This is a genomic window from Vibrio sp. Vb1755, assembly GCF_033338635.1.
GTDB classification, from domain to species: Bacteria; Pseudomonadota; Gammaproteobacteria; order Enterobacterales; family Vibrionaceae; genus Vibrio; species Vibrio alginolyticus.
Genome location: NZ_JAWOTA010000015.1, coordinates 1 through 26,007, shown reverse-complemented (window position 1 = coordinate 26,007; position 26,007 = coordinate 1). Strand labels below are relative to the sequence as shown.

Genomic DNA, 26,007 nt, shown 5'->3' with positions numbered 1-26,007 from the left:
GTCCTTAGCTCAGCTGGATAGAGTACCTGGCTACGAACCAGGCGGTCGGAGGTTCGAATCCTCCAGGACGCGCCACTCATTGAAACAGCCTCGCAATTGCGAGGCTTTTTTGTATCTAGACATCTGAAATATGGCGTAGGATCACTAGAGCCTATGTTCCTCTTTTTTAAAAGCGAATATGTGCGTATCTAAGCAATTTGCTATCAAGCTTCTGTCGCATCGTGTGAAATCATCCTGATTATCCCTCCTATACACTGACTTCCATTTTTCATTTCAATCACTCTCATGTAGTCACTTTGTTTGTTATTTGTTTGTTTATTGTTAATCTTGTTCATCTTTTTGTTTTTGTTGGTTTTTACTGCGTGAGTCCCGATTTGATTTTGAAATCTAAATCGCAGTTTTTATTTATGTCCTCCTTTACTCTGTTCGTAAGGTGATAGCGATTTGAAGTGATTATTTTGTCATGAACTGTGATCTGGGTAGTGAATAAATAATCATTTATCAGGATTACTACAAACCTTCCTTAAACAAAATTGACAAAATTTAACCAATCGAGATAATCCATGGGTCGGGATTTGACACTATTAAAGTCCTGCACGTTGTCAGGATGACAAAGAAAGGAAGCAACATGACTAATATAGGAAGCCTGCTAGTAGATGCGGCCACCCTGATGCTAACGGGGATGGCGGTCGTATTTATTTTCCTCACTATTCTTGTTTATCTCGTTCGGTTAATGTCGAAATTGGTACCAGAAGAAGTACCAGAGCCGATCGCAGCACCAAAAACAAACACTAATATTCAATCAACCTCTTCAGCTGTTAGTCCACAAGTAGTGGCGGCGATCTCGGCTGCGATTCATAAACATCGCGCCTCATTCGCGAAGTAGCCGAACTAGGATTAAAAAGGAGTTTAAGAGCATGTCTAAACCACTAGCTATTACTGATGTGGTCCTTCGTGATGCCCATCAATCACTATTTGCTACGCGTATGCGTATTGAGGATATGCTGCCTATCGCAGCTGAGTTGGATAAGGTTGGTTACTGGTCTCTAGAGACTTGGGGCGGTGCAACATTTGATTCTTGTATTCGATTCTTAGGAGAAGACCCTTGGGAGCGTTTACGTGAACTAAAAAAAGCGATGCCTAATACACCAATGCAAATGCTACTGCGTGGTCAAAACCTTTTAGGATACCGCCATTATGCCGACGACGTAGTAGAGAAGTTTGTTGAACGCGCGCATGCTAACGGCATGGATGTATTCCGTATTTTTGATGCAATGAATGACGTGCGAAACTTCCAGAAAGCCGTTAAAGCAACGGTTGATGTTGGTGCGCATGCTCAAGGTACGTTGTCTTACACTACGAGCCCAGTGCATAACGCAGACACTTGGGTTGACTTGGCAAAACGCCTAGAGGATTTAGGTTGTCACTCGCTGTGTATTAAAGATATGTCTGGCTTACTTAAGCCTTATGAAGCGGAAGAGCTTATCACGCGTATCAAAGCGTCTTGTGATGTGCCATTGGCACTTCATTGTCATGCAACAACGGGGCTGTCTACAGCAACAGCGGTAAAAGCAGTAGAAGCCGGTATTGATATTCTCGATACTGCGATTTCTTCAATGAGTTGTACTTACGGTCATACACCGACTGAAACGGTAGTCGCTATGCTAGAAGGCACCGAGCGAGATACCAATTTGAAACTCGAGCAACTGGAATCTATCGCCGCATATTTCCGTGAGGTACGTAAGAAGTATGCGAAGTGGGAAGGCCAGTTAAAAGGAGTCGATTCACGCATCCTGATTGCTCAAGTGCCTGGTGGTATGCTGACCAATATGGAAGGCCAGTTGAAAGAGCAGGGTGCTGCGGATCGCATTGATGAAGTATTAGAAGAGATCCCTCGTGTACGTGAAGATCTTGGTTTCATTCCATTGGTGACTCCAACTTCACAGATCGTCGGTACGCAAGCGGTGATTAACGTTCTTACTGGCGAGCGCTACAAGAGTATTACCAAGGAAACCGCTGGCCTATTGAAAGGTGAGTACGGTCAAGCGCCAGCCGAGTTAAATGCAGAACTGCAAGCGAAAGTGCTTGATGGTAAAGAGCCAATTACCTGTCGTCCTGCCGATTTACTTGAGCCTGAAATGGAGACGCTTACGGTTGATCTGATGGAGAAAGCGAAATCAGAAGGCATTAAGCTAGCAAGTGAGCGTGTTGATGACGTACTCACTTATGCACTTTTCCCTCAAGTTGGGCTTAAGTTCCTTAAGAATCGTGAAAACCCAGAAGCATTTGAGCCTGCACCAACGCTAGAAGCTGCGAAGCCTGCTGTACCTGTAGCTCAACCAGCAACTGGTGGTGTAGAAACTTATAGTGTACGTGTTGACGGGCAGGTGTATGAGGTGGAAGTTGGCCCTCAAGGTGAACTGACATCTGTTGCTCCTTCTAATGCACCGGCAAAATCGGCTACACCTAGCGCACCTTCTAATGCTTCAGCAGAAGCGGTACCTGCTCCTCTTGCAGGTAACATCTTCAAAGTGAATGTTCAACCTGGTGCTGAGGTAGCTGAAGGCGATGTATTGCTCATCCTTGAAGCGATGAAAATGGAAACTGAAGTACGAGCGGCGCGTGGTGGTGTGGTTCAAGAGCTGAACGTTAAAGAAGGCGATGCTGTCACAGTAGGTGCGCCTCTGTTGAGCCTGGCGTAAGGGAGTATCATGGACGGATTGTTAACCCTTTGGGCAGAAACAGGGATCGCTAACTTCGAGTTCGGCCAAATCTGTATGATGCTGGTTGGTTGTACCTTGCTGTTTTTGGCAATTAAAAAAGGATTTGAACCTTTACTGTTATTGCCGATTGGTTTCGGTGCTATTTTGGCGAATATTCCAAATGCTGGCTTTACTGAGCCTGGTGGCTTGCTCTACTACGTTTACTACATTGGGATTGAATCGGGTGTGTTCCCGCTATTGATCTTCATGGGTGTGGGCGCGATGACCGACTTTGGTGCTTTGATCGCAAACCCAAAAACGTTGTGGTTAGGTGCGGCTGCGCAGTTTGGTATTTTTGCAACACTGTTTGGCGCTATTTTACTCAACTATGTACCTGGCATGGAGTTTTCCATGGCGGATGCATCGTCTATCGCGATCATCGGTGGTGCTGATGGGCCAACAGCGATTTTCTTAGCGAGTAAGCTCTCTCCAGATCTGCTAGGTGCGATTGCAGTCGCGGCATACAGCTATATGGCATTGGTGCCGATCATCCAGCCACCAATCATGAAAGCACTGACAACCAAGGAAGAGCGTCAAATCAAGATGGCTCAGCTTCGTCATGTTGGTAAATGGGAGAAAGTCATCTTCCCGCTTGCTGTATTACTGATGACGATTCTGTTCTTACCTTCAGCTACGCCATTGGTTGGTATGTTCTGTTTGGGTAACTTGATGCGTGAAGCTGGTGTGGTCGATCGTTTATCGAAAACTGCTCAAAATGAATTGATCAACATAGTGACTATCTTTTTAGGTCTTGGTGTTGGTTCTAAGCTGCAAGCTGAGCAGTTCTTGAACCTAGAAACGTTAGGTATCTTGGGGTTAGGCGCAGTTGCATTTAGTATCGGTACTGGTGCGGGCGTCCTGATGGCGAAACTGCTTAACAAGTTCTCGAAAGAAGACATCAACCCACTTATTGGTGCGGCTGGCGTTTCTGCGGTACCAATGGCCGCGCGAGTCGTAAACAAAGTTGGTTTACAAGCTAACCCGCAAAACTTTTTGTTAATGCATGCGATGGGACCAAACGTTGCTGGTGTGCTGGGTTCAGCCGTTGCGGCTGGTATATTGTTAGCACTTGTTGGTTAGACATTATTGAAAATGGAATGATCAACCAATTTACAAAATCACGATTAACTTAGGTTAACAAAATGGTTTATAGTCAAAGGGATGCTTTCGCATCCCTTTTTGTTTTCTTGCAGGGAATGGTTTATGGAACACAAACAGATCGTTATCACTGAGTTTGGTGATGCCAACGTACTCGCGATTCAACATGCTTCTACACCATCACCACAGCCTGGTGAAGTCTTAGTAAAAGTCGCTTTTTCAGGCGTAAATCCTATTGATGTCAAAACTCGAGCTGGGCTCGGTTGGGCGGCAGCGCAGAATAAGGATAATTTACCTTGGGTGCCAGGTTACGACATCTCAGGAAAAGTGATGTCTTGTGGAGAGAGGGTATCACGTTTTAATGAAGGTGATGAGGTGGCTGGATTTATTGGTTTCCCAGTTCGAGGCGGTGGTTACAGTCAATACATATGTGTTCCAGAAACTGAGTTAAGTCATGTTCCTAGCTCTGTCACTTTGGAGGCAGCTGCTGCATTACCGTTGGCGGGACAAACTGCGGCACAAGCTCTCAGTAAGGCTAATGTGAATGAAAACGATCGCGTACTTATCCTCGCTGGTGCCGGTGGTGTTGGACACCTCGCGGTACAAATTGCGATCGCGACGAAAGCGGAAGTCTTTACAACCTGCAGTGAACGAAATTTAGATTACCTTGCGACGCTCGGTGCTCATGCAGTGAACTATCAATTTGCACCAGTGTCAGAACGTGTTGAAGATGTTGATGTTTTGATTGATTTAGTAGGCGGAGATGCTGCGTTAGATGCGCTTAAATGCCTGAAAGACAATGCGAGAGTCATCACCGTTCCAACCATAACTGCTGAGCTGATTTGTGAAAAAGCCAAACTCCTAGGCTTTGAGGCTAGTGGCATGTTGGTTGAACCAGACCCTGCGCAGTTAGATACCTTGTTGTACATGGTGGGCGTTGGCTTACTGAAGACTGAAATTCAACAGGTTTATCCTATGAGTGATGTTATTGGTGCTCACCAGCAGGTCGAATCAGGAAGAACCAGAGGCAAGGTGTTGCTTGATATGACATGCTAGAAGCATTTAACACGAGTTTTGAAAGTTTAGCGCTTTGGTTTTCAGATTCAGCATTATGGGTGCTTTTCATGACCGGTTTTCTCAGTGCCACGTTGTTGCCGGGTGGTTCTGAGGCGGGCTTAGTTGCCACTCTCTCATTAAATCAATACTCCGTTTCTTCAATTGTTATGGTCGCTACTATCGGTAATACGCTTGGTGGCTTAACAAATTATTGGCTTGGCTTGTGGATTCCCAACAAAGCACAAGAGGAAAAGCACGGTCATACCGCATTAAAGTGGCTCTCTAAGTATGGCTATTGGGGGTTGTTTTTTAGCTGGTTACCTGTAATAGGAGACCCGCTGTGTTTAGCCGCAGGGTGGCTAAGAATGAAGTTTCTGCCTTGCGTGATTTTAATATTTTTAGGAAAGGCTGCTAGGTATAGCTTACTTGCGGCCATCTATCTCGGATTATTTTAAGGAAAGTACATGAAGATGTTTTGGGTTGGCGCGTGTTCACTGTTGGTGATCACGGGCTGTGCATCAAATACGCCAGTTTCATCACTGCCGAAAGGGGTAACTTTCGTTGAGTCATCGAAAGCTGAAGAAGGCAAAGTTAAGATTCCATACCAAAAGTATAAACTCGATAATGGTTTAACGGTGATCTTAGCTCCTGAAGATTCTGACCCATTGGTCCATGTGGATGTGACTTACCATGTTGGTTCAGCTCGTGAAGAAGTGGGTAAGTCTGGTTTTGCGCATTTTTTTGAGCACATGATGTTCCAAGGTTCAGAGAACGTTGGTGACCAAGAGCACTTCAGAATCATCACAGAGGCTGGCGGCACGTTAAATGGTACAACAAACCGCGATCGTACTAACTACTTTGAAACTGTCCCTGCTAACCAGCTCGAGAAAATGCTGTGGTTAGAGTCTGACCGTATGGGTTTTTTGCTGGATGCGGTTTCTCAACGCAAATTTGAAATTCAGCGTTCTACTGTAAAAAATGAGCGAGCTCAGCGTTACGATAATCGTCCTTATGGCTTAATTTGGGAGCGCATGTCCGAAGCGCTATATCCTGAAGGTCATCCGTATTCGTGGCAAACCATTGGTTATGTTGAAGATCTTGATCGTGTTGATGTGAACGACCTCAAAGCGTTTTTCTTGCGTTGGTATGGCCCAAACAATGCGACTATCACGATCGGTGGTGACTTAGACGTTGAACAAACTCTAGAGTGGGTAAATAAGTACTTCGGTTCGATTCCTCGTGGTCCTGAGGTTGAAAATGCGCCGAAACAACCTGCAAAACTGCAAGAAGATAAATACATCACTCTAGAAGATCGTATTCAACAACCTATGGTGATGATCGCGTGGCCAACAACCTACAACGGCGAAGAAAGCCAAGCGTCTCTCGATACATTATCGGAAGTATTGGGTGGCGGTACCAACAGCGTGCTCTATCAAGACCTAGTGAAGACTCAAAAAGCGGTCGATGCTGGTTCATTCCATGATTGTGCTGAACTGGCGTGTAACTTTTACGTTTACGCAATGGGTGATTCTGGAGACAAAGGCGACCTATCAAAACTGTACGACGAGCTTTTACAATCACTGAATCAGTTTGCGGAAAAAGGCGTGACAGAAGATCGCCTTGAGCAGTTGAAGGGTAAAGCGGAAGCGGATGCTATTTTTGCGCTAGAAAGCGTTAAAGGTAAAGTGACTCAGTTGGCTTCCAACGAGACATTTTTCGGCGATCCTGATCGTCTTGAGCAACAGCTTGAACAAATCCGTGCAGTTACGCCGACTTCGGTAGAAAAAGCGTATACGGACTTTATTCAAGGTAAGAACAAAGTGACCCTAAGCGTGGTCCCAAAAGGAAAAACAGACCTTGTCGTAAAACCTGCGACCTTTGTGACGCCAAAGCGTACGCTGCCAGAATATGAGAAGATTTCCGATGACCAATTGGCGTATCGTCGTGCGACCGATAACTTCGATCGCTCAGTGCAACCGCCAGTAGGAGAACCAGTGAAAGCGACGATGCCAGAGCTGTACGAGTTACATTTCAAGAATGGCTCAGAGCTGCTTGGTGCAGTTAGCGATGAAACGCCGACGGTGATGATGCAATTTAGTCTACCTGCAGGGACACGTTTTGTTGAAAAGGGTAAAGAAGGTCTTGCCCAATTGACCGCTGCGATGTTGCAAGAAGGTACAACGAAACGCAGTGTCGAAGAGATTCAAGCTGAGCTTGATAAACTGGGTAGTGTTATCTCTGTTAATGCCACAGGTTATACAACAAACATCAGTGTTTCTGCTCTAGAAAAGAACTTAGAGCCGACGTTAAAAATTGTCGAAGAGATGTTGCTGTCTCCTGCATTTAATCAAGATGATTTCGAGCGTGTAAAAATGCAAGCGCTAGAAGGCCTGGTATATGAGCACCAAAATCCAAGTTGGATGGCGTCACAAGCGAGTCGCCAGGTGCTCTATGGGGATTCGGTTTTTGCTCGACCAAAAGACGGCACGCAAGCAGGTGTCAGTGCATTAACGTTGGATGATGTCCGTGAATTCTACTCGAAGCATTACACGCCACAAAGTGCGCAAATCGTCGTTGTTGGTGACATCAATAAACAGGAAATTGAGCAGCAACTGACGTTCTGGAAAAACTGGCAAGATGAAGCTGCGCCATTGTATGCACCGCAAAGCATTGCTGCATTAGGTGAGCAAAAGCTCCATCTTGTTGATAAACCAGGAGCGCCGCAAAGTGTGGTCATGATGGTTCGTAAAGGTATGCCTTACGACGCAACGGGCGATTTTTACCTAAGCCAACTGGCAAACTTCAACTTAGCTGGGAACTTCAATAGCCGCATTAACCAAAATCTACGTGAAGACAAGGGTTACACATACGGTGCTTACGGATATTTCTCTGGGAATCCAGAAACAGGCTCGGTGGTTTTCACCGCGCAAGTACGAGCGGATGCAACGGTTGCTTCGATCATTGAGATGGAAAATGAGCTAAATGAATACTCGCAGTCAGGTATTACTGATGAAGAGATGAAATTTATGCGTCAAGCGGTCGGTCAAAAAGATGCACTGAAATATGAAACACCAACACAAAAAGCGGAGCTCATCAGTGATATTCTTAAGTACAACCTCGATCATGATTACTTGCAGCAAAGAAACGCTATCGTAGAAAAAGTCGATAAGCAGACGTTGAATACGCTGGCTCAGAAATGGTTTGATCCAAATGACTATCAAATTATCGTCGTTGGTGATGCTAAATCGTTGCGTCCTCAATTAGAAAAGTTGGGGAAAGACGTAGAAGAGCTTGAAATCATTCGATAGAGTACACATTTAATAGCGGAGAAACGTTTCTCCGCTATTCATCTAGATAAGCAACTTTTCGTGGGTTATTTATCTAGATGCATTAACTATCAATAACTTAGCTTACACTTGTGTTATGTAACAAGTGTCCTGCTCCCAATATAAGCGAACCTCATTTTGACTGATTTTGCTGCGCGACTAAAAAAAGTTGCATCAAACCCCGAAGTATTTAAGCAGTTTGGACGCGGTGTTGAGCGAGAAACTTTGCGCTATCGTCAGGATGGACATCTAGCTACAACTCCTCATCCTGAAGGGTTAGGCTCTGCGTTCACAAATCAATGGATCACAACGGATTTTTCGGAATCATTGTTAGAGTTCATTACGCCTGTGTCACATGAAATTCCAGAACTGATGGCACAGCTGAAAGATATCCATCATTTCACTCAAACCAAAATGGGTGAAGAGAAAATGTGGCCACTATCAATGCCTTGCTACGTAGGCTCAGAGGATGATATTCAGTTAGCCCAGTATGGCTCTTCGAATGCAGCGAAAATGAAAACGCTGTACCGAGAAGGCCTAAAGCGTCGCTATGGCAGCCTGATGCAAATTATTTCAGGTGTCCATTTTAACTTCTCGTTTCCTGAAACATTTTGGGATGCGCTCTATGGCGAGCAAGATGAACAAGCCCGCCAAGATGCTAAGTCTGATGCGTACTTTGCGTTGATCCGTAATTACTACCGCTTTGGCTGGATGATTCCCTACTTCTTTGGTGCATCACCAGCGTTATGTGGCTCTTTTATTCAAGGTCGTGAAACCGATCTGCCATTCGAGAAGATTGGCGGGACATTATATTTGCCGAAGTCGACGTCTTTGCGTTTGAGCGATCTTGGCTATACCAATAGTGCTCAAAGTGTGCTGAAAATTGGTTTTAACAGCATTGACCAATACCTCGATGGTTTGAGTGATGCGATTCGCCACCCATCAGAAGAGTTTGCGAAAATTGGGGTAAAAGTGGATGGTGAATACCGCCAGCTTAATTCCAATATCTTACAAATTGAGAATGAACTGTACGCTCCGATTCGTCCAAAACGTGTATCGAAAAGTGGTGAGAAGCCTTCAGATGCGTTACGACGCGGTGGTGTCGAATACATTGAAGTTCGTTCTCTAGATGTTAACCCATTCAGCGCAGTGGGCTTAAATGAAGAGCAAGTACGATTCTTGGATCTCTTCCTTACCTGGGCGGCCTTGTCAGACTCAGACCCTATGGATAACTGTGAATTAGAGTGTTGGCGCGATAACTGGAATAAAGTCATTGTTTCTGGCCGTGAAAAAGGTCTAATGCTGCAAATTGGTTGTCAAGGTGAACGTCTATCTCTACAAGATTGGGCACACCGAGTTTTCGTCGAGTTACGTCAAATAGCACAGCAAATGGATATGACCGCTGGTGGCAGTGCATACCAAGATGTGTGTAATCAACTCGAGACATGGATTGATAACCCAGAACTAACGATCTCTGGTCAACTATTAGAGCTAACGAAAGAGCTGGGTGGGCTAGGTAAAGTTGGTTGTACTCTTGGTATGAAGTACCGTGATGAAAACCTAGCTCACGGTTATCAGTACTACTCACAAGATACGATGGAAACGGAAGTAGCGTCGTCCGTGGAAAAACAAAAGCAAGCAGAGCAGAGTGACACGCTTTCTTTTGATGATTTTTTGGAAGATTACTTTGCTTACCTGAAGCAGTAATGACTAACTAAGGATTGGTGCGGTTGAACATTAAGTCGTCAGTAGTAGCGGTACTTGGAAGCGTGTTACTTGCAGGTTGTGCTACGGCACCGCCAAAGCAGCAGAATAACTTATGCGAGATATTCCGAGAGAAATCCGGTTGGTACGATGATGCCAAAGATATGGAAGATGAATGGGGGACCCCTATTCATGTCGCTATGGCCATCATTAAACAAGAAAGCAGCTTTCGGCACGATGCAAAACCACCTAAAGATTATTTGCTAGGGTTTATTCCTTGGGGACGAGTCAGCAGTGCGTATGGTTACGCTCAAGCTCAAGACCCTGCTTGGGAAGACTTCCAAGATGCCACAGGTCAGGGTGGCTCTCGTACCAACTTCGATGATTCTATGATGTTTGTCGGTTGGTATACTCATGAAACACGGCGTCAGCTAGGGATTTCATTATGGGATCCCTATAACCAGTATCTGGCTTATCATGAAGGGCGAGGTGGGTATAAGCGAGGTACTTATAATCGAAAGCCTAGTTTAATCAAAGTCGCTCGACGTGTTGAACAAACAGCGAAAACTTATGGCTGGCAGCTGAAGCAATGTCGTCAGGAATTAGAAGACAACAGCAGCTGGTTCTTTTAGCCCACAGTCAGTTCATGTGCTGTAGGGATGAATGACATTTATCCATTACCGAAAGGTACTGGAGTTACAATCAGGAGAGATGTAATGCCTTTACTCGATAGTTTTACCGTGGACCACACTCGTATGAATGCACCCGCTGTACGAGTGGCGAAAACCATGCAGACCCCAAAAGGGGATACGATTACTGTTTTCGACTTACGCTTTACTGCGCCAAACAAAGACATTCTTTCTGAAAAAGGTATTCACACCCTAGAGCACCTTTATGCAGGCTTTATGCGTAATCACCTAAACGATGATTCTGTTGAGATCATCGATATTTCGCCTATGGGTTGCCGCACAGGTTTTTACATGAGCCTGATTGGCACACCATCAGAGCAGCAAGTCGCAGATGCTTGGATTGCAGCAATGGAAGATGTGCTGAAGGTAGAAAGTCAGAATAAGATCCCTGAACTTAACGAATACCAATGCGGCACGGCAGCAATGCACTCTTTAAAAGAAGCACAACAGATCGCAAAGAACATTTTGGATGCTGGTGTTTCGGTGAACAAAAATGATGAACTTGCTTTGCCTGAGTCGATGTTAAAAGAGTTGCGCATCGACTAGGTGCTCATTAAGAAGCATATTGCCCCAATAAGTAAAAAAGCCTGACATGAGTCAGGCTTTTCTTTTGGTTATTTGGATGTCGATTTTTTCTTCTTCGGATAAACACGAACGAGCTTGATTCGGTTCTCTTCAATCTCAACAAGTTCCATTGGGTGACCCGCTACTCTCACACTTAGATGGCTCTCAGGAATATCTTCCAAGTGTTCTAAAATGAGCCCGTTTAGCGTTCTCGGACCATCCGTTGGTAAATCCCACTTCAGGCCTTTGTTGATATCTCGGATATTGGTGCTGCCTTCAATAAGGAAGCTTCCGTCACCTTGAGGACTGATCTCATCAGAGAGGCTTGGAGAAATTGACGTCGTGAACTCACCAATGATCTCTTCCAGAATATCTTCAAGAGTGATTAGACCGATGATATCACCGTACTCATCCACGATCAGACCGATACGTTGCTTGTTGCGTTGGAATTTCAACATTTGCACGTTCAATGGTGTGCCTTCTGGGATGTAATAGACCTCATCAGCAGCACGTAATAGCGTTTCTTTGTTGAATTCGTTCTTTTCCAACATCAGACGATAAGCCTCGCGCAAGCGCAGCATACCAACCACTTCATCAATTTGGTCACGATAGAAAACTATGCGCCCATGTGGTGAGTGGGTTAGCTGACGAACAATGGATTTCCAGTCGTCGTTAATATCGATACCAGTAATTTCATTGCGTGGGACCATAATGTCGTTCACGGTGACGTGCTCAAGATCCAAAATAGACACTAGCATGTCTTGGTGTCGGCGAGGGATCAAACCGCCAGCTTCATTTACCACCGTACGCAGCTCATCGGAGCTAAGATGATCTTCTGCTGAGTGATCCGCTCTTACGCCAAGTAAGCGGATAAAGCCATTCGTAATAAAGTTAACAAGCATCACTAAAGGCGACAGTAACTTCATCAGTATGGTCAATAATATACTGCTCGCGTAGGACACACGTTCAGGGTAAAGCGCTGCAATTGTTTTAGGGGTAACCTCGGCAAAAACCAATACAACCATAGTTAGTGCACCGGTTGCGATAGCGACACCTAAATCACCATACAAACGCATACCAATAATGGTCGCGATAGCAGACGCGAGAATATTAACGAGGTTGTTGCCGATAAGAATAAGACCAATCAAACGATCTGGACGGTCTAATAGTCTTTCGACTCGCTTAGCACCCTTATGCCCGTTTTTGGCTAAGTGTTTTAAGCGATAACGATTCAGAGACATCATCCCTGTTTCTGAACCGGAAAAGTAACCTGATATGACGATAAGACACGCGAGTAGCGCAAACAAGATACCCGTAGAGATGTCGTCCAAAACGTTGCTGTTCCTTGTAAGTATTGGGTTATATAACGGTTGAGTAAGTCCGTTAAGTCAAAGAGTTAAGGCGTACTGTATTTTATCTAGCCTAAAATATAAAGGATAGGAGCCCTAGAGCTCCTTAATTCAAGATGATTTCTTTTACAAAGCGACTGCCAAAATATGCCAGAGTTAACAGTGTTGCTCCTGCAACAGCGAACCATGTGACTTTTCTACCACGCCAGCCTTTTTGATAGTGACCCCAAAGCAGTATTGAGTACACCACCCAAGCGATGAAAGAAAGAATGCCCTTATGTGCCTTACCTTGGGCAAACATATCCTGCACAAAGACAAAGCCAGTAATGAGCGTGGCAGTTAACAATAAGTTACCGATCAAAATAATTTTGAAGAGTTGACGCTCCACCATTAATAGAGGCGGCAGGTTTGGGTTAATCGCCAAAGATTTTTTTGCTTTCAGTTTGTGATCCAGCCAAGCCAACTGAAGCGCATAGAGTGCCCCGATAGTTAAAGTCGCGTATGAGAAGAGCGCAAATGAAATATGAATGAGTAGCTTAGGGTCATTCTCTAGGTGCTTTATAAACGTGCTTGGCAAAAATGTGGCTGCAGATAAATTGATGGCAGCAAAGCTATAAACGACAGGCAATAAAAACCACAGTCGGTTTTTCAACATAGCAAGGCTCATGACCAGAGAAATAATAAAACTGATCAAAGAAGCCACGTTGAGAATACTCAGGTTTTGACCTGAACCATCAAAGATCAGATCACTCAAAATCCACGCATGAAAAACAAGCGCACAGGCAGCACTAGCAAACACTGTTTTTGCTTTGATTCCTGACTGTTGTGAGAGTCCGGGTATGATGGTCGCAATCGCCAAGACATAAAGTATGGCGGCCGCGATGGCTATTAAGCTATCCATGAATCCTAAATATTATTGTGCACGATGGAGAAATTATACCTTGCATTACACTTTGGGGCTACGTTATATCCGACATCAATCGTGAGAGATGAGATATTGAAATTAATAAGTTACCGCACCATATATAAATAGAGACAAGAATAGGACAGCGGTACGGGTATGACTCAGACCTTGGCTAATGTATACTCACACTAATTAATCGCCATTTTAGCGAAGAGACAAAGATGTTTGAGAATTTAACGGATCGATTATCCAAAACGCTGAAAAATATCAGTGGTAAAGGTCGTCTGACCGAAGACAACATTAAAGAAACCCTACGTGAAGTCCGAATGGCTCTACTTGAAGCTGACGTTGCGCTTCCGGTCGTTCGTGAATTTGTGAACCGCGTTAAAGAAAAAGCGGTGGGCGTAGAAGTTTCTAAATCTCTGACTCCAGGTCAGGAATTTATCAAGATCGTTCAAACAGAACTTGAAGCCGTAATGGGTGAGTCGAATGAGGCGCTAAACCTTGCTGCTCAACCACCTGCTGTGCTTCTTATGGCTGGTCTACAAGGTGCGGGTAAAACCACATCGGTAGGTAAGTTATCTAAGCTTCTAAAAGAACGTGACAAGAAGAAAGTTTTGGTTGTGTCTGCCGACGTTTACCGTCCTGCGGCAATCAAGCAGCTTGAAACACTGGCATCAGACATCGGTGTTGACTTCTTCCCATCATCACCAGACCAAAAGCCTATTGATATCGCCAATGCAGCGATTGACCATGCGAAGAAAAAATTCTACGACGTATTGATTGTCGATACCGCAGGTCGTTTGGCAATTGATGAAGAGATGATGGGGGAGATCAAAGATCTTCACGCAGCTATCAACCCAGTAGAAACGCTATTTGTTGTTGACGCCATGACGGGTCAAGATGCAGCAAATACAGCAAAAGCCTTTGGCGATGCGCTACCTCTTACCGGTGTAGTTCTAACTAAGGTTGATGGTGATGCTCGTGGTGGTGCGGCACTTTCAGTACGCCATGTCACGGGCAAACCAATCAAATTCTTGGGTGTCGGTGAAAAAACTGACGCGCTAGAACCGTTCCACCCAGATCGAGTTGCTTCACGTATTCTTGGCATGGGTGACGTTCTGTCTTTGATTGAAGACCTACAACGCAACGTTGACCAAGAAAAGGCAGAAAAGTTAGCGAAGAAGTTCAAAGAGAAGAAAGGTTTCGACCTTGAAGATTTCCGTGAACAGCTAGGCCAGATGCAAAACATGGGCGGCATGATGGGGATGATGGATAAGCTTCCAGGAATGTCCCAGCTACCAGACAATGTGAAAGATAAAGTCGATGACAAGATGTTCAAACAGATGGAAGCGATCATCAGCTCCATGACAATGAAAGAACGTCAACGCCCAGAAATTATCAAGGGCTCGCGCAAGAAGCGTATCGCGGCTGGTTCTGGTGTGCAGGTTCAAGATGTAAACCGCTTACTAAAACAGTTCACCCAAATGCAGAAAATGATGAAAAAGATGCAAAAAGGTGGCATGAAAGGCATGATGCGCAACATGCAAGGCATGATGGGCGGCATGGGTGGTGGCGGTGGCTTCAACCCATTTGGTCGTTAATTAATCGATCACGCATAGATTCAGGGTGTTAGGTACGTCACAAACTTTAAATTCAATTTATGTTGGTGAAAAAGTAACTAAACTCCTTGCATTGCTCCGGGAGAAGAGTAAAATTCCGGAGCTTTATTTTGGCACGAGACCCCAAACTGTTTAATTTCTTGAATGGTTTTTGGGGTTAATTTTATTTTTGAGAAAGCAAAGAGGACGACATGGTAACCATTCGTTTGGCACGTCACGGCGCTAAAAAGCGTCCATTTTATCAAATCGTAGTAGCGGACAGCCGCAACGCTGCAACTGGCCGTTTCATCGAGAAAGTTGGTTTCTTCAACCCAACTGCTAAAGGTCAAGAAGAAGGTCTACGTCTAGACCTAGACCGCGTTAACCACTGGGTTGGTCAAGGCGCGTCAGTATCTGACCGTGTTGCTAAGCTAGTTAAAGACGCTCAAAAAGCGGCTTAATTTTTTACTTGAAAAGTAGAAACTAGTTTATGTCGATGAAAGGTAAAGAAACAATGAGCAACGAAAAGATTGTTGTAGGCAAGTTTGGTGCTACTTACGGCATTCGTGGTTGGCTTAAGGTTTTTTCCTACACAGACAATGCTGAAAGCATTTTCGATTACAGCCCTTGGTACATTAACCAAAAGGGCAAGTGGGTTGAGTACAAAGTAGAAAGCTGGAAGCGTCATAACAAAGGTATGGTGGCTAAGCTGGAAGGCATGGATGTTCGTGAAGACGCGCATCTAATGACGAACTTTGAAATTGCTATTGACCCTGCGGTACTTCCTGAATTGTCAGAAGATGAGTTCTACTGGCGCGAATTGTTTGGGATGCAAGTTGTAACCACTAAAGGTTACGATCTAGGTGTCGTTACTGACATGCTAGAAACTGGCTCAAACGATGTTCTGGTTGTTAAAGCAAATCTTAAAGATGCTTTCGGGCAGAAGGAACGATTAATCCCGTTCCTTGAAGAGCAAGTGATCATTAATGTTGATCGCGAAGCTCAACGGATCGAAGTTGACTGGGATCCTGGATTCTAATCTCCAAAATTACAGAGCGAGATAAACATGTGGGTTGGCGTTATTAGCCTTTTTCCAGAAATGTTCCGTTCTGTTACTGATTTTGGAGTAACAGGTCAAGCGGTTAAAAAAGGTCTTTTGTCGATTGAGACTTGGAATCCTAGAGATTTCACTCACGACAAACATCGCACAGTCGATGACCGACCTTACGGTGGTGGCCCTGGTATGTTAATGATGGTTCAGCCTTTGCGCGATGCCATTCATACCGCGAAAGCAACATCACCGGGCAAGACGAAAGTCATCTACCTTTCTCCTCAAGGTCGCAAGCTCGACCAGAAAGGAGTGGAAGAACTGGCAACGAATGAGAACTTGCTTCTGATTTGTGGTCGTTATGAAGGGGTAGATGAGCGCATCATTCAATCTGAAGTCGACGAAGAATGGTCGATTGGTGATTTTGTGATGACGGGTGGTGAGATACCAGCCATGACGTTAATCGACTCTGTCTCTCGGTTTGTTCCGGGTGTACTAGGGGATTTCGCGTCAGCAGAAGAAGACTCTTTTGCAAATGGCTTGTTAGATTGCCCTCACTATACGCGTCCAGAAGTATTGGATGACAAAGAGGTACCAGCTGTACTGATGTCAGGCAATCACAAGGACATTCGTCAATGGCGACTCAAGCAGTCGTTGGGCCGTACTTGGCTAAGAAGACCAGAGCTCCTGGAAAACCTAGCTCTGACTGACGAACAGGAACAATTACTTGCTGAGTTTGTTAATGAGCATAAAGCCATTAAAGAACATAACGCAAAGTAACCTAATTTATTTAGTATCAGTTTATTCTAGGAATTTAAAAAATGAGTAACATCATCAAAGCTCTTGAAGAAGAGCAAATGAAATCAGACCTACCTAAATTTGCACCAGGTGACACTGTTGTAGTTCAAGTTAAGGTAAAAGAAGGTGACCGTGAGCGTCTACAGGCTTTCGAAGGCGTTGTAATCGCAATCCGTAACCGTGGTCTACACTCTGCTTTCACTGTACGTAAGATCTCTAACGGTGAAGGTGTTGAGCGTACGTTCCAAACACACTCTCCAATCGTTGATAGCATCGAAGTTAAACGCCGTGGTGCAGTACGTCGTGCCAAGTTGTACTACCTACGTGAGCGTTCTGGTAAGTCTGCTCGTATCAAAGAGAAACTTGCTAAGAAGTAATGCTATAACTAGCGTTCTCATCTTAAACGGAGTCCTTTTAGGGCTCCGTTTTTTTATTTGTGTAATTAGCTTGCTCGTTTCTTTTCGCCCGACCTGCACTGTCGATGCTCATGCACTGACGTACACTCCACGCCTCTGTCTTGTTATGAATAGACTCCTGATGTCGCTATGGCTCCTCGGAATGACAGGAAATGATGGTCAAAGATTACAGAGTACCGTGGTTAAAATTCGTCATTCTGGACAGCGACGAAGGAGCGTGATTCAGAATCTACTAGTCGAGCATGCAAGTGTTTAAGTTGTTAGCTTCATCCTTACTGTGAGTAGATTCCTGATGTCGCTATGGCTCCTCGGAATGACGGAAAATGATGGTCAAAGATTATATAGCACCGAGGTTCAAATTCGTCATTCTGGACAGCGACGAAGGAGCGTGATTCAGATTCCCCAAGAAGGAACCTAGGGTATTCCTTTACCCTAGGTCTCAATTTAATACTGGTCTTCAGACCAGCCATCACTATCGGACATATCGGGTGCGCCTGGGATGGTGTTTTCTTCATCTGCCCATTCACCAAAATCAATCATTTGGCATTGTTTACTGCAGAAAGGGCGATGAGGACTTTGTTCTCCCCATTCTACGTCGGCGCCACATTGTGGACATTGAACGATGGTAACTTTAGACATAGTTGAGCGTCCCATTACTAATTGGTGTTAAAGGGTAGTATACCTAAACGAATTAAAGATGGCTTATTCAACGCGCTATTGCTGCTACGAAATTTTATCAAATATAAGCGCAATAAAGCGTTGAATTTTAGATTATGGAGGCGAGGCGTAGTGTCGTCTTAGCTGCACACAGCAAGTTCAAATTCAATATCTTGTGTGCACGCTTGACCGTTTTCAAACGACATGAACTTGATCGCAAAGCGGTTTTTATGGCCTGAAATCATAGGATACACGCCATATTCCATTGGGATGTGAAGTCTTAGAATGTTGGCTTCATCAGCGTCACTTTGGAAGAAACCTGCACGACCGATTTGAGCTTTGAAATGTCCGGTCTCTCTAGTGAGCTTTAACCATAACGAAAGCGCATCAGATAAGGGCTTTAAGCTTGCTTGCCACTGTTGTGCATCACGCTTTTTACGTTCAATAGGTAGATGAAGCCAGTAGTGTAATGCTGGCAGATCAAAACAGCATGAACCACCCGGTAGATTAAAGCGTTGACGGATAGAGCTTAGGAAGCGATCTTCTTTTAATGCTTGGCCAAAACGTTCAGCACCCATTAGTTGGCTATGAACGACATCTATCTCTTGTAGTAGGGTATTTAATGCGTCTTGATCGACACCATCAACATTGAGCCAATGGCGGTACGACAGCCGCTGCTTCTCAAGATCTTTAGCCAGTTCACTTTTCAGTTGGATTTGTTCGAAGATCTCAACCATATCGAATAACGCACGGAAAAACAGTTGATACTGATGATTTTCGCTAAACCCAGAGGCCAAGTGAGCCTGACGCAGCAGAGACTCCACTCTTAGATAAATACGAGTTTTCTCATTTAACGGATGTTCAAATTTGTGCGTGGTCATCGACATAAGCCTTTGTGAGTTTCGTTCCTATTTTCGCAGATTTTTCTTACACATGGCTAGGTACTTTTCGTGCAAATCTGTGATTTGAAGCAAAAGATCAGGGTCACTTGGATTATTCTTAACCACATCGTCTGCAAGCGCGAGCCTTTGCTCTCTTGATGCTTGAGAGGCAAGGATGGCGCAAACTTGATCTTCACTCACATTGTCTCGTTTCATCGTGCGAGATATCTGTGTATTCGGTTCTACATCGACGACAAGAACGCGATCACACAAACTATCTAGCTTGTTTTCTACGAGCAACGGCACCACAAGTAACGCATACTCTGAAGTGACTTGCTGCAAATCTTCGATCATCTTTTCACGAATTATCGGGTGCAACAGTGCGTTGAGCCATGCTTTTTCATCTGAATTCGAAAAGATTTTTTCTCTCAGCTTTGCGCGATCTAAAGTTTGGTCTTCACGAACGATATCGTGACCAAAGTGTTCAATAATCGCGTTTAGGCCGGGAGTACCTGGCTCGACAACTTCTCTTGCTACAATGTCGGCATCGACGATATCGATTTTAAATTGTTGTTTGAACAGATTCGCGACGGTTGTTTTTCCACTAGCGATACCACCTGTTAAACCAATAACCAAAGCCATTTACACTCCTAGAACTGAAGTAAAGTACCAGTTTAAAATCTGCTCGCCCCAAATTAAGCTTATCCAACCAGCAATTGCTAAGTAAGGACCGAAAGGGAAAGCTTTTTCAATTCCCTGCTTTTGCAAGCGTAGTTGAATGATGCCAAATACGATGCCAACCACAGAAGAAAGTAGAATGATCATCGGCAGTGACTGCCAACCTAGCCAAGCCCCTAGTGCTGCTAGTAGTTTAAAATCACCATATCCCATTCCTTCTTTACCAGTAAGTAGCTTAAAGCCCCAGTAAACGGACCAGAGACATAGGTAACCAGCAATAGCACCAATGACAGAATCTTGTAGAGTAACAGGACTTATTTCGACTAATGCTAAGGCAATGCCAGCCCAAGTTAATGGTAATGTTAATTGGTCAGGTAACAACATAGTATCGAGATCGATAAATGTTGCAGCGATTAAGATAAAAGTGAAAAAGAGTAGGGCAACGGTAAAGTAACTAAAACCAAAGTGGTAAGCGACAAAGCCTGAGCAGAATGCAGTGAGCAGTTCAATCAGTGGATAGCGTGTGCTAATGGTTGTCTGACAGTTGTGACATTTGCCTTTTAAAAGCAGCCAGCTAATCACAGGAATGTTGTCGCGAATACGTATCGGTGTTGCGCATTTCTGGCAGGAGGAGCGTGGGACGCTCAAGGTCAGCACTTCTTTAGGAGGTTCTATTTTGTATTCAGGAAATGACTCGGCACATTCGCGTCGCCATTCTAGTTCCATGATTTTAGGTAGTCGATAAATAACCACATTGAGGAAGCTACCCACGATCAGACCGAAGATGGTGGCAAACACAACGAATAGCCAAGGGTAGTACTGGAATACTTCCATATTTGTCTCTTGAGCGATGAGTGAAATCAGCAAGATGCTGTTTTAAAGGAGTTAACAGCTCATTCTAGCCCAATACACTCATTAAGTTAAAGATTGGCAAGTACATTGCTGTCACTAATCCGCCAACAACGATACCTAAAAATACGATAATTAGCGGCTCTAGAATTTTACTAAGGTTGTCGACGGTGTTGTCGACTTCAAACTCGTAGATCGTTGCAACTTTATTGAGCATATCGTCAAGTCGACCAGACTCTTCACCGATCATGACCATTTGTAACACTAATTCAGGGAACACATTACAGTTACGCATGGCAACATACATTGGCATACCTGCGGCGGTATCACGGTAAACTTCTTCTATGGCGAGTTGATAGTGTAAGTTTCCTGAGGTTTTTGATGTGGTTTTTAAACTGGTTAGAATTGGAATACCCGCTGTAAAGCTTGTGGCGAGTGTTCGACTAAATTTGGCGATAGCGGCTTTTGATAATACAGGGCCCAGGACAGGAAATTTAAGCACAGAGCGGTTGAGCATTAAGCGAAAAGAATCTGAACGCTTAGAGAGGATTCTCGCCGAAATGAATAAACTAATGGAGCCTAGTGCGATAAACGGACTCCAGTTTTGTGTCCAGGCGGAAAGATCTAATACTTGCCTGGTAAACCACGGTAAGTCAGCACCAAAACCAACAAACATTTTTTCAAACTCGGGAATGACTTTGGTGAGCATGATAAACGACACGCCTAACGCTACTAGCACTACCATGGCTGGGTAGATCAGTGCTTTGATCACTTTCGCACGGAGTTGTTCATTTTTTTCTCGGTAGGTGGCTAAGCGCTCGAACACTTCTGCTAAGTTACCGGATTGCTCACCTGTGGCGATAAGATCGGTATAGAGTGGGTCAAAGTGTTCACTTGCAGTGCGCATGGCTTTTGACATGGGCGTCCCTGCTTCAACGGCGCGTGTCACGCTCATCAAAATGGATTTCATCTCTGCTTTTTTGTGATTCTCTGATACCAATTTTAAAGCCTGAACCAAGGGCACACCGGTTATCAACATCGTCGAAATCTGACGGGTAAACACCGTGATGTCTCTGCCTTTCACGCGATGGCTGAGTTTAGTGAGAAACGAGATACTGCTTTTCTTTAACTTCTTGATCTTGATGTGCTGTGCGTCTAGACGCTCGCGTACTTCAATTTCTGTCATCGCGAGGGTTTGCCCAGATGTCTTTTTGCCTGAACTGTTGATGCCTTTCCAGCGGAAGTTTTTAAGTTGTGGTGTAGTGCTTTTCATGGATGTGACTGCTGATTAAAGGATTAAAAATAAAGTACGCGCTGTAGTTCACTAAAACTTGTGATCCCTTGTTTGAGTTTTTCTATGCCCGACATTTGTAACGTGCTCATACCATTTGCGATGGCGAGTTTTTCTAGTTCATGTACAGAGGCGCCTTTAATAAGCGCTTCGGAAAGAAATTCATCAAAGCGCATCACTTCATAAATCCCCGTTCGGCCGGAATAACCATGGGTACACTCATTGCATCCATCGGGATTGGCTTTAAAAATGTTGTCGCTTGCTTGAATACCGAGATGTTGCAACTGAACGGTAAGCTCTTGTGGTTGCTTGCAGACCGAGCACAGTTTACGGGCTAAGCGCTGGGCAATAATCAAACTAAGAGAGGAGGCCAAGTTAAAGCTTTCTACGCCCATGTTTGATAAACGAATCACCGTTTCAGCTGCAGAATTGGTATGCAAGGTTGAAAGTACTAAGTGACCGGTTTGCGATGCTTTTATGGCGATTTCCGCAGTGTCTAAGTCACGAATCTCACCGACCATTACCACATCCGGGTCTTGACGTAAGAAAGAGCGCAGGGCTTCGGCAAAACCAAAACCAATCTTAGGCTGAACTTGAACTTGGTTAATGCCCGATAAGTTAATTTCTACTGGGTCTTCTGCCGTGGAAATGTTGATTTCTGGCTTATTGAGGATACTCAGCCCAGTGTACAGAGAAACGGTTTTTCCGCTCCCGGTTGGGCCTGTCATCAGAATCATGCCTTGTGGGCGACGCAGCGCATCCAAGTACAATTGTTTTTGTTGTTCGCTATAACCAAGCTTGTCGATATCCAATGACGCAGAGCTGCTGTCGAGCAGTCGTAGTACAATTTTCTCTCCGAATAGAGTCGGTAGCGTGGATACACGCATATCAATTGCGGTGTCTTGATTCAACTTGAGCTTAATACGCCCATCTTGTGGTAAACGTCGCTCTGCAATATCAAGTTTAGAGAGGATTTTGATACGAGCGGATAAGCGGCGACTTAAGTGGCTTGGTGGCTGCTGTGTTTCAATTAAGATGCCATCACAGCGTAGGCGCACACGGTACATCTTTTCATAAGGCTCAAAGTGGATATCGGATGCGCCTTTGCGCACAGCGTCCAACAGAATTTGGTTGATGTAACGGCTAACAGGAGACTCATCTTGGCTCAAGTCTTCAATGTTGTCGATTTCATCTGCGCCCACATCAACCAGATTGGCTAACTCTTCTTGGTTGATCTCTTTTACCCCGGACTTCTCATGACTCAATGAACGACCATATAAGCGTCGAATTGCCGCGCTGAGTTGACGAAAATCCGCCAACACCAATTCAATCTGTAAACCAGTGGCAAAGCGAAAATCATCTTCTGCTTGTTGGTTGGTGGGGTCGGCAACCGCTAATAATAACGTTGAAGACGTACGCTGGAGTGGGAGTGCGTTATGCCGCGTGATTAATTCCCTAAGGCCAAGTTGCTGACAAAGCGAAGCATACTCGTACTGAGATAACTCGGGCTGATTTAAACCAAAGAGAGAACTTAAGTCCTCAGCGAGTTCGCTTGATGTAAATAATCCAGAACTGAGTAAAGCCTCTGGCATCGAAATGCCAGAAGCTTTGACTTGCTCTATTAACGATTCTTCTTGGGAAAAAGTCAGTAACCCTTTTTGGCGAAGAACCGTGGAGAGGTTAGTTAGCACTGCTTAACTTCTTACGAGCATGCTTTAGGCTTTACACCTGTAGCAGTAATGCCAGAGGTACAGTTCCATTGACCTGTTCCATCACGCCCTAGAGTAACGTCTTTACTGATAACGTCTGGACTTACACCGGTGCTATTAAATGTGAATTTTATTGCACCTGACGACGTACTTGCTCCTGAAGCTGAAGCTGTATAGCTAATTACACCAAGTGGAGAAGTCGGAACTGGTAGCTGGGCTGCTGTTGGAAATGAGCCATTTTCAACAACATAAGTTTCAACATTTATTCTATGCCCAGTGATGGATGCTAGTGCAGACGCTGCCTCACTTTTAGCTACATATTTTTGGTATTGTGGAACTGCAATTGCAGCTAAAACACCAATTACCGCCACCACAATCATTAACTCAATCAGAGTAAAACCCTGTTGTTTTTTCTGTTTACTGTTTTTCATTTTTAACCCTTTCCTAAAAATTAATAATGCTCTTGCATTGGCGAAAGATTATGGAGAGTTAAGGTGGGTTGAAAATGGGGAAGGGATGGGCTCTCGAGTGAGATAAAACTCTTTGGTGAAAAGTTGCATATCGCATGCAGAGTTTTGCGAGTAGTACTATTTTTTTAGTGGATAAAAAGAAAGGGCCAATTGGCCCTTTTAAATGATTAGTTACTCACAACTCACTGAGTTAGTTGAAGTAATTGAGATTGTGTTGCTTTTATTATTTGAAGCGCATCGAAAGATCCATCGCTTTTAGATGCTTAGTCAACGCGCCTACCGAAATGTAATCGACACCGGTTTCTGCGTATTCTGCGATGGTCTCTAGCGTAATGTTGCCGGAGTTCTCTAAAGCGGCACGACCTGCGTTAATCGCTACGGCTTCACGCATCATTTCTTTTGTGAAGTTATCGAGCATGATGATGTCGGCACCAGCCTCTATCGCTTGTTTCAACTCTTCTAAGCTTTCCGTTTCTACTTCTACCGGTTTGCCTGGGTTAAGCTCTTTCGCTTTTTGGATGGCTTGAGTGATGCCACCACAAGCAATAATGTGGTTTTCTTTAATAAGGTAAGCGTCGAACACACCGATGCGATGATTAAAGCCACCACCGCAGGTCACGGCGTATTTTAGTGCGCTACGCAGACCAGGAATGGTTTTGCGTGTGTCTAGTAGACGGCACTCAGTATGCGCGATTTTTTCAGCGTACTCTGCGGTAACTGTTGCGCAGCCAGACAGCGTTTGGATGAAGTTCATTGCGTTACGTTCACCAGTCAACAAGTCACGAGCAGGGCCTGTCAGCGTGCAAAGGGTTTGGTTAGGCTCGACTTTATCGCCGTCCTTTACGTGCCATTCAATACTGACCTTGTCACCGAGCTGTTTAAAAACTTCATCAGCCCATGCTTGACCACAGAACACACCATGCTCACGAGTAATAATCGTTGCGGTATTAACCGCATCGGCAGGGATCAAAGATGCAGTAATGTCGTTATCTGCGTCGACACTGCCACCTAGATCTTCTTTTAAGGTATCAGCGACAGAGCGAGTGATCTCTAAAGGGAGTTGTTGTTTAAGGTATTCTAGGCGTTCTTGAATGTTGTGTGTGTTCTTCATCGCAAATCTTGTCTTGAAAGGGAGATGGCAACGAATGATACTCTCCGGTGTCAATAATTTCAGCAGTTAATTTGCAAAGTAGAGAGGTTGATATGCGCCCAATTATCGAGAATGGCTGGCTGACACAGGCAAAGCATGTTCCGTCACCATTTTTTGATGCTCGCTCTGATACAAACGACATCTCTCTGCTGGTGGTACACAACATCAGTTTGCCTCCTGGGCAGTTTGGTGGAACGTATATTGAGGACTTCTTCACTGGCAAGCTAGACCCAAATGCACATCCATTTTTTGAAGTTATTCACAAAATGGGCGTTTCTGCACATTGCTTGATTAAAAGAAACGGCGAGGTTGTTCAATTTGTTTCTTTTCTCGATAGAGCATGGCATGCCGGTCAATCCAGTTTCGCGGGCAGGAAGCGTTGTAATGATTATTCCATTGGTATCGAGCTTGAAGGGACAGAATTTACTGCCTACACAGAAGCGCAATATCAATCACTTGCAGAGATCACTGAGGTGATTATGCAATCTTATCCTCAAATCACCCCGCCACGAATTACCGGTCATCAATATATTGCGCCCTTGAGAAAAAGCGATCCTGGTCTAAGCTTTGATTGGGTGAAATACAGACAGCTTATACAGCGTTGATTTGTAGCGAAAGTGTAAATTCAAAAAAGCGAAATAAATAAGGCATACGATCAGGTATGCCTTTTTTTGATACCAGAAATATTAATGATTGTTAAAAGTTAACTACATTTTTACGCTCGCACATGCCGTTTTGGTGAATAAATAGACTGATAATTTTGTCATTTTCTGTATTTCTTTTCCAAAACTGCTAGCACGTCGACTTCCCATTTGTATGCTTTATGTAATTGGTCATACCAATTCTATTGCTGTTTTAACAGTCGATTGTTATCAGAGTGTTGGAAGTAAGCTCGTTCTATGATTTAGGTCAATTTTCGGCTGGACAGTGGCGTTTTAATTATGTTAATTTCTGCACCAACTTAAAATTGGTATTACCAATTACCTGCAAGAGTAGAAGAACAATAA

Annotated in this window: 25 protein-coding genes; 15 read left to right on the top strand and 10 right to left on the bottom strand. The window is 44.4% G+C overall.

Going from position 1 to position 26,007, the window contains the following annotated elements; genetic code table 11:
- The first annotated feature begins 628 nt into the window (after positions 1-628).
- From R7E00_RS14135 to luxS, 9 genes are all read left to right on the top strand, one after another.
- Positions 629-886 (top strand): oxaloacetate decarboxylase subunit gamma, encoded by a 258-nt coding sequence (locus R7E00_RS14135; RefSeq protein WP_005379932.1) that lies wholly within the window; start codon positions 629-631, stop codon positions 884-886.
- A gap of 31 nt (positions 887-917) precedes the next feature.
- Positions 918-2,702, top strand: coding sequence for a sodium-extruding oxaloacetate decarboxylase subunit alpha (oadA, locus tag R7E00_RS14130; protein ID WP_149192423.1), 1,785 nt, complete (start codon positions 918-920; stop codon positions 2,700-2,702).
- Positions 2,703-2,711: 9 nt separating this feature from the next.
- On the top strand, positions 2,712-3,842 hold the full coding sequence (locus R7E00_RS14125; RefSeq protein WP_005379935.1) for a sodium ion-translocating decarboxylase subunit beta: 1,131 nt from the start codon (positions 2,712-2,714) through the stop codon (positions 3,840-3,842).
- A gap of 123 nt (positions 3,843-3,965) precedes the next feature.
- Positions 3,966-4,916 carry an NADP-dependent oxidoreductase gene (locus tag R7E00_RS14120; protein ID WP_132936928.1) on the top strand — a complete coding sequence of 317 codons (951 nt, stop codon included), beginning with the start codon at positions 3,966-3,968 and terminating at the stop codon, positions 4,914-4,916.
- Positions 4,910-5,371, top strand: a complete 462-nt coding sequence (locus R7E00_RS14115; RefSeq protein ID WP_005379938.1) for a YqaA family protein — start codon at positions 4,910-4,912, stop codon at positions 5,369-5,371. The genes R7E00_RS14120 and R7E00_RS14115 overlap by 7 nt, the downstream gene beginning before the upstream one ends.
- A 9-nt stretch (positions 5,372-5,380) precedes the next feature.
- Positions 5,381-8,224: a pitrilysin family protein gene (locus tag R7E00_RS14110; protein WP_318124437.1), complete on the top strand. Its 2,844-nt coding sequence runs from the start codon at positions 5,381-5,383 to the stop codon at positions 8,222-8,224.
- 156 nt (positions 8,225-8,380) lie between these two features.
- Entirely contained in the window at positions 8,381-9,949 is a 1,569-nt protein-coding gene (gene gshA, locus R7E00_RS14105) for a glutamate--cysteine ligase (protein WP_005385430.1), read from the top strand.
- A 23-nt stretch (positions 9,950-9,972) separates the two neighbouring features.
- Positions 9,973-10,578, top strand: coding sequence for a hypothetical protein (locus tag R7E00_RS14100; RefSeq protein ID WP_005379943.1), 606 nt, complete (start codon positions 9,973-9,975; stop codon positions 10,576-10,578).
- Between the two features lie 84 nt (positions 10,579-10,662).
- Positions 10,663-11,181 (top strand): S-ribosylhomocysteine lyase, encoded by a 519-nt coding sequence (luxS, locus tag R7E00_RS14095; RefSeq protein WP_005379945.1) that lies wholly within the window; start codon positions 10,663-10,665, stop codon positions 11,179-11,181.
- Positions 11,182-11,249: 68 nt separating this feature from the next.
- On the opposite strand, the gene R7E00_RS14090 is transcribed toward luxS, so the two are convergent.
- Entirely contained in the window at positions 11,250-12,530 is a 1,281-nt protein-coding gene (locus R7E00_RS14090) for an HlyC/CorC family transporter (protein ID WP_005379948.1), read from the bottom strand.
- Positions 12,531-12,654: 124 nt separating this feature from the next.
- Positions 12,655-13,449 carry an inner membrane protein YpjD gene (locus R7E00_RS14085; RefSeq protein WP_005379950.1) on the bottom strand — a complete coding sequence of 265 codons (795 nt, stop codon included), beginning with the start codon at positions 13,447-13,449 and terminating at the stop codon, positions 12,655-12,657.
- A gap of 224 nt (positions 13,450-13,673) precedes the next feature.
- On the opposite strand from R7E00_RS14085, the gene ffh reads away from it, so the two are divergent.
- The 5 genes from ffh (at position 13,674) to rplS (ending at position 17,276) form a co-directional block, all read left to right on the top strand.
- Positions 13,674-15,056, top strand: coding sequence for a signal recognition particle protein (gene ffh / locus R7E00_RS14080; RefSeq protein ID WP_005385423.1), 1,383 nt, complete (start codon positions 13,674-13,676; stop codon positions 15,054-15,056).
- Positions 15,057-15,265: 209 nt separating this feature from the next.
- Complete coding sequence (gene rpsP / locus R7E00_RS14075; RefSeq protein WP_005379962.1) at positions 15,266-15,514, top strand: 30S ribosomal protein S16; 249 nt, start codon at positions 15,266-15,268, stop codon at positions 15,512-15,514.
- Between the two features lie 29 nt (positions 15,515-15,543).
- A complete protein-coding gene (gene rimM, locus R7E00_RS14070) occupies positions 15,544-16,092 on the top strand; it encodes a ribosome maturation factor RimM (protein ID WP_005379964.1) in 549 nt (182 codons plus the stop codon).
- Positions 16,093-16,119: 27 nt separating this feature from the next.
- Positions 16,120-16,881, top strand: a complete 762-nt coding sequence (gene trmD, locus R7E00_RS14065; protein ID WP_064354293.1) for a tRNA (guanosine(37)-N1)-methyltransferase TrmD — start codon at positions 16,120-16,122, stop codon at positions 16,879-16,881.
- Positions 16,882-16,922: 41 nt separating this feature from the next.
- On the top strand, positions 16,923-17,276 hold the full coding sequence (gene rplS, locus R7E00_RS14060) for a 50S ribosomal protein L19 (protein ID WP_005379971.1): 354 nt from the start codon (positions 16,923-16,925) through the stop codon (positions 17,274-17,276).
- Positions 17,277-17,759: 483 nt separating this feature from the next.
- Here rplS and yacG read toward each other — a convergent pair whose 3' ends face one another.
- The 8 genes from yacG to nadC all read right to left on the bottom strand — a co-directional run bounded on the left by yacG (position 17,760) and on the right by nadC (position 24,961).
- The gene (yacG, locus tag R7E00_RS14055) at positions 17,760-17,954 is read right to left on the bottom strand and encodes a DNA gyrase inhibitor YacG (RefSeq protein ID WP_017635922.1); all 195 of its coding nucleotides are present in this window, start codon (positions 17,952-17,954) and stop codon (positions 17,760-17,762) included.
- 158 nt (positions 17,955-18,112) lie between these two features.
- Positions 18,113-18,853: a cell division protein ZapD gene (gene zapD, locus R7E00_RS14050; RefSeq protein WP_005373086.1), complete on the bottom strand. Its 741-nt coding sequence runs from the start codon at positions 18,851-18,853 to the stop codon at positions 18,113-18,115.
- Positions 18,854-18,880: 27 nt separating this feature from the next.
- Positions 18,881-19,495: a dephospho-CoA kinase gene (gene coaE, locus R7E00_RS14045; protein WP_262606247.1), complete on the bottom strand. Its 615-nt coding sequence runs from the start codon at positions 19,493-19,495 to the stop codon at positions 18,881-18,883.
- Positions 19,496-20,365, bottom strand: coding sequence for a prepilin peptidase (locus R7E00_RS14040; RefSeq protein WP_025768182.1), 870 nt, complete (start codon positions 20,363-20,365; stop codon positions 19,496-19,498).
- Between the two features lie 64 nt (positions 20,366-20,429).
- The gene (locus tag R7E00_RS14035; RefSeq protein ID WP_017635918.1) at positions 20,430-21,653 is read right to left on the bottom strand and encodes a type II secretion system F family protein; all 1,224 of its coding nucleotides are present in this window, start codon (positions 21,651-21,653) and stop codon (positions 20,430-20,432) included.
- A gap of 23 nt (positions 21,654-21,676) precedes the next feature.
- On the bottom strand, positions 21,677-23,362 hold the full coding sequence (gene pilB, locus R7E00_RS14030) for a type IV-A pilus assembly ATPase PilB (protein ID WP_262606246.1): 1,686 nt from the start codon (positions 23,360-23,362) through the stop codon (positions 21,677-21,679).
- An 11-nt stretch (positions 23,363-23,373) separates the two neighbouring features.
- Positions 23,374-23,811, bottom strand: a complete 438-nt coding sequence (locus R7E00_RS14025; RefSeq protein ID WP_203346929.1) for a pilin — start codon at positions 23,809-23,811, stop codon at positions 23,374-23,376.
- Between the two features lie 262 nt (positions 23,812-24,073).
- Entirely contained in the window at positions 24,074-24,961 is an 888-nt protein-coding gene (nadC, locus tag R7E00_RS14020) for a carboxylating nicotinate-nucleotide diphosphorylase (RefSeq protein WP_206970627.1), read from the bottom strand.
- A gap of 92 nt (positions 24,962-25,053) precedes the next feature.
- Here nadC and ampD point away from each other — a divergent pair, with 92 nt between their 5' ends.
- A complete protein-coding gene (ampD, locus tag R7E00_RS14015; RefSeq protein WP_206970628.1) occupies positions 25,054-25,605 on the top strand; it encodes a 1,6-anhydro-N-acetylmuramyl-L-alanine amidase AmpD in 552 nt (183 codons plus the stop codon).
- Positions 25,606-26,007 lie beyond the last annotated feature (402 nt).

Bases quoted from the DNA above. Each gene is read 5' to 3' on its own strand.
- R7E00_RS14135 (WP_005379932.1), top strand. From the start codon at position 629: ATGACTAATATAGGAAGCCTGCTAGTAGATGCGGCCACCCTGATGCTA.
- coaE (WP_262606247.1), bottom strand. From the start codon at position 19,495: ATGGCTTTGGTTATTGGTTTAACAGGTGGTATCGCTAGTGGAAAAACA.
- zapD (WP_005373086.1), bottom strand. From the start codon at position 18,853: ATGACCACGCACAAATTTGAACATCCGTTAAATGAGAAAACTCGTATT.
- luxS (WP_005379945.1), top strand. From the start codon at position 10,663: ATGCCTTTACTCGATAGTTTTACCGTGGACCACACTCGTATGAATGCA.
- yacG (WP_017635922.1), bottom strand. From the start codon at position 17,954: ATGTCTAAAGTTACCATCGTTCAATGTCCACAATGTGGCGCCGACGTA.
- R7E00_RS14125 (WP_005379935.1), top strand. From the start codon at position 2,712: ATGGACGGATTGTTAACCCTTTGGGCAGAAACAGGGATCGCTAACTTC.
- oadA (WP_149192423.1), top strand. From the start codon at position 918: ATGTCTAAACCACTAGCTATTACTGATGTGGTCCTTCGTGATGCCCAT.
- R7E00_RS14085 (WP_005379950.1), bottom strand. From the start codon at position 13,449: ATGGATAGCTTAATAGCCATCGCGGCCGCCATACTTTATGTCTTGGCG.
- R7E00_RS14040 (WP_025768182.1), bottom strand. From the start codon at position 20,365: ATGGAAGTATTCCAGTACTACCCTTGGCTATTCGTTGTGTTTGCCACC.
- rpsP (WP_005379962.1), top strand. From the start codon at position 15,266: ATGGTAACCATTCGTTTGGCACGTCACGGCGCTAAAAAGCGTCCATTT.
- ffh (WP_005385423.1), top strand. From the start codon at position 13,674: ATGTTTGAGAATTTAACGGATCGATTATCCAAAACGCTGAAAAATATC.
- R7E00_RS14115 (WP_005379938.1), top strand. From the start codon at position 4,910: ATGCTAGAAGCATTTAACACGAGTTTTGAAAGTTTAGCGCTTTGGTTT.
- R7E00_RS14110 (WP_318124437.1), top strand. From the start codon at position 5,381: ATGAAGATGTTTTGGGTTGGCGCGTGTTCACTGTTGGTGATCACGGGC.
- rimM (WP_005379964.1), top strand. From the start codon at position 15,544: ATGTCGATGAAAGGTAAAGAAACAATGAGCAACGAAAAGATTGTTGTA.
- R7E00_RS14035 (WP_017635918.1), bottom strand. From the start codon at position 21,653: ATGAAAAGCACTACACCACAACTTAAAAACTTCCGCTGGAAAGGCATC.
- trmD (WP_064354293.1), top strand. From the start codon at position 16,120: ATGTGGGTTGGCGTTATTAGCCTTTTTCCAGAAATGTTCCGTTCTGTT.
- R7E00_RS14025 (WP_203346929.1), bottom strand. From the start codon at position 23,811: ATGAAAAACAGTAAACAGAAAAAACAACAGGGTTTTACTCTGATTGAG.
- nadC (WP_206970627.1), bottom strand. From the start codon at position 24,961: ATGAAGAACACACACAACATTCAAGAACGCCTAGAATACCTTAAACAA.
- rplS (WP_005379971.1), top strand. From the start codon at position 16,923: ATGAGTAACATCATCAAAGCTCTTGAAGAAGAGCAAATGAAATCAGAC.
- ampD (WP_206970628.1), top strand. From the start codon at position 25,054: ATGCGCCCAATTATCGAGAATGGCTGGCTGACACAGGCAAAGCATGTT.
- R7E00_RS14120 (WP_132936928.1), top strand. From the start codon at position 3,966: ATGGAACACAAACAGATCGTTATCACTGAGTTTGGTGATGCCAACGTA.